The 2,707-nt window shown below is 31.4% G+C and carries 3 protein-coding genes and 1 pseudogene; all 4 read left to right on the top strand.

The annotated features are described in order from the left end of the window. Positions 1 to 117 precede the first annotated feature (117 nt). The 4 genes and pseudogenes from GMD1S_RS07085 (at position 118) to GMD1S_RS07070 (ending at position 2,446) form a co-directional block, all read left to right on the top strand. Positions 118 to 479, top strand: a pseudogene (locus GMD1S_RS07085) (RNA polymerase sigma factor). Positions 480 to 595: 116 nt separating this feature from the next. Next, positions 596 to 976 carry a GntR family transcriptional regulator gene (locus tag GMD1S_RS07080; protein ID WP_001025497.1) on the top strand — a complete coding sequence of 127 codons (381 nt, stop codon included), beginning with the start codon at positions 596 to 598 and terminating at the stop codon, positions 974 to 976. Beyond that, entirely contained in the window at positions 969 to 1,817 is an 849-nt protein-coding gene (locus GMD1S_RS07075) for an ABC transporter ATP-binding protein (protein WP_000049613.1), read from the top strand. The genes GMD1S_RS07080 and GMD1S_RS07075 overlap by 8 nt, the downstream gene beginning before the upstream one ends. After that, on the top strand, positions 1,817 to 2,446 hold the full coding sequence (locus tag GMD1S_RS07070; protein ID WP_000202415.1) for an ABC-2 transporter permease: 630 nt from the start codon (positions 1,817 to 1,819) through the stop codon (positions 2,444 to 2,446). The genes GMD1S_RS07075 and GMD1S_RS07070 overlap by 1 nt, the downstream gene beginning before the upstream one ends. Positions 2,447 to 2,707 lie beyond the last annotated feature (261 nt).

The following is a 2,707-nucleotide window of genomic DNA, read 5'->3' as shown; positions in this document are numbered from 1 at the left end:
CTCTTTTATACCCACCCACCTATCTCAGAACGAATCGAACGCTTGAAACACATGTAGAAAAAATGGCTCTTTGTCAACTGTAGTGGGTTGAAGAAAAGCTAAAATAAGCTCCATAATATCCATAGGGGATTTACCCACTACAAATATTATAGAGCCGAAAAATATTTGAAGCAGGTGGATAGAAGAAATCACCTGCTTTTTTCTCGTCTTTTGAAAATGATGGACATTTTGAGGATAGTATAGTTGATGAGGGTTTTGATGTAGATAAAAACGTTCAGACACAGAGGATGATTGAGGCAGTGCGAGATGCACTATCAAAATTAAATGATGAAGAAAGAGAAATCATTGATAGACTTTATTTCAATGATGAAACTATTCGTTTGGTGGCTGAAATGAAAAAAATATCTCATCCAGCTCTCATAAAGAGAAGAAATAAGATATTGGAAAAGCTAAGAGAGTTGCTGAAAGAATTTAGATAGTAATGAGAAGAAGCGGGAAAAAAATTTTTGTCTGCTTCTTTTTAGATATTGCAATGTTTTAACTGTTATGCTATAATAATAACAGTTAAAACACAAATAACAGTAGGGGGTTGATGATGAATATACAGATAAATAATTCCAGTGATGAACCAATATATCTGCAAATAAAAAATCAAATTAAAGCACAAATCATTTCTGGAGATTTGAAAGTGGGAGAACAACTACCTTCGATAAGATTCTTAGCGAAAGAAATAAGAGTAAGTATGTTAACTGCAAAAAGAGCTTTTGATGAATTAGAGTTAGACGGGTTTATAAATTCGGTACAAGGAAAAGGTAATTTTGTTGCAGCACAAAATAAAGAACTAATTCGAGAAGAATACTTAAAGAAAATTGAATCGAAGCTTCAAGAAGTAGTTGAACTTTCAGAAATTGCAGATGTATCCAGTGATGAATTGATAAAAATGTTAAAGAGTTATGTGGAGGGTGAATATGAGTAAATATGCTATTGAAATTAAAGATTTAGTAAAAACATTTGACAGTTTTAAACTAGGACCGGTAAATCTTACTATTCCGAAAGGAACAATAGTTGGATATATCGGACAGAATGGAGCTGGTAAAAGTACAACTATAAAATTGTTACTTGGGCTTTTAAGAAAAGACTCTGGCGATATAAGACTTTTAGATGAGGAAAATCCTAATAGTGTTGAACTGAAAGATAAACTTGGAGTGGTATTTGATGATTTGTTAGTGCCGGAAGAAATGACATTAATCGATGTTGAAAAGTTTTGTCATAGAGTTTATTCAAAATGGGATAAAAAGCAGTTTTATGGATTCGTTGAAAAATTCAATTTACCACATAAAAAGATGATTAAAAACTATTCTCGTGGTATGAAAATGAAACTTTCAATGGCTGTTGCTTTATCTCACAATGCTGAACTTTTGATTTTAGATGAAGCAACAAGTGGGCTTGACCCAATTGTAAGAGAGGAAATCTTGGATTTGTTATTAGATTTTATGCAAGATGAAAATCATACAATTCTTATTTCTTCCCATATTTTATCTGACTTAGAAAAAGTGGCAGATTACATTGCTTTTATCCACAATGGAAAAATCTTATTTATGGAAACAAAAGATGAGTTAAAAGAAAACTACGGTATATGTACTTTATCCAATGAAGAAGTAAATAACATTGATGAAGAAGCCATTGTAGGAAGAAGAATACATTCTTTTGGGCAAGAGTTACTTGTTAAAAAGAGTCTTGTACCTGATGGTATCAAGTTACAAAAACCGTCAATTGAGGATATTATGATTTACTTTGTGAAAGGAGTGAGACAATAATGACATCATTAATTTTGAAAGATATAGCAACTTTAAAAAAGACATTATTATTAACGGTTACTATCAGTATTGCACTGGCTGTATATGGAATTTATGAAAATGAATTGTTTATGGTTCCGTTAATATGTGTAATGATTCCGCTCATACTTACTGCAATCGCCTTTGGCTATGATACAAAATCAAATTTCGAACAGTTTGCATTTTCGATGCCAATAAAAAAGAGCAGTTATGTGTTGAGCAAGTTTTTCTTTGCATTTGCCTTTGGTTTGGTTGGTTCAATCTGCATTTTTGTACTGTTGATGACAAAAAATCAAATGTCATTGGATAATATAGTGTTTATTGCTTTAATTACATTAGCTGCTAGTATACTTATGTCTGCCATTCAATTACCATTTATTCTTAAATATGGTGCTGAAAAGGGTAGACTCATTATGGTAATCACTTATTTCTTAATATTTGCTTTATCAACACTGTTAAAAGAAAAGTCAAATTTTCTTGCAGAACTAATGGAGATTTTTAGTAAGAATTCTATATCAATGATTTGCTTAGGAATTTTAGTTGTAAGCATATTAATCATAGGGCTTGCAGTAAAATTGTCCGTTATGATTATGGAGAAAAAAGAATACTAGTTATAAATTATTTAATTTGTAGTTAAGTGGCAGAGATGGAAAAACAATTTTTTCCTTAATTGTCAAGTCAAGTGCAACAAAGTTGTTCTTCTGATTAAGTGAGTATCTTTCAAGCTGTTTGAGTTAGCTCAAACAGCCCAAAGAATCCAGAGGTCGTCTCTGGATTTTTGCTATATTCAACATTTATAAATCTTGTAAATCAACAACTTCCAAACCATTTTCTGTCAAACGATAGATACTCGTACAGACCTCTTTTAAGAA

Origin of the sequence: Streptococcus sp. GMD1S (assembly GCF_000296875.1) — a bacterium.
Classification (GTDB): Bacteria; Bacillota; Bacilli; order Lactobacillales; family Streptococcaceae; genus Streptococcus.
The sequence above is the reverse complement of the archived record's forward strand: the minus strand, read 5'-3'. Positions and strand labels throughout refer to the sequence as shown.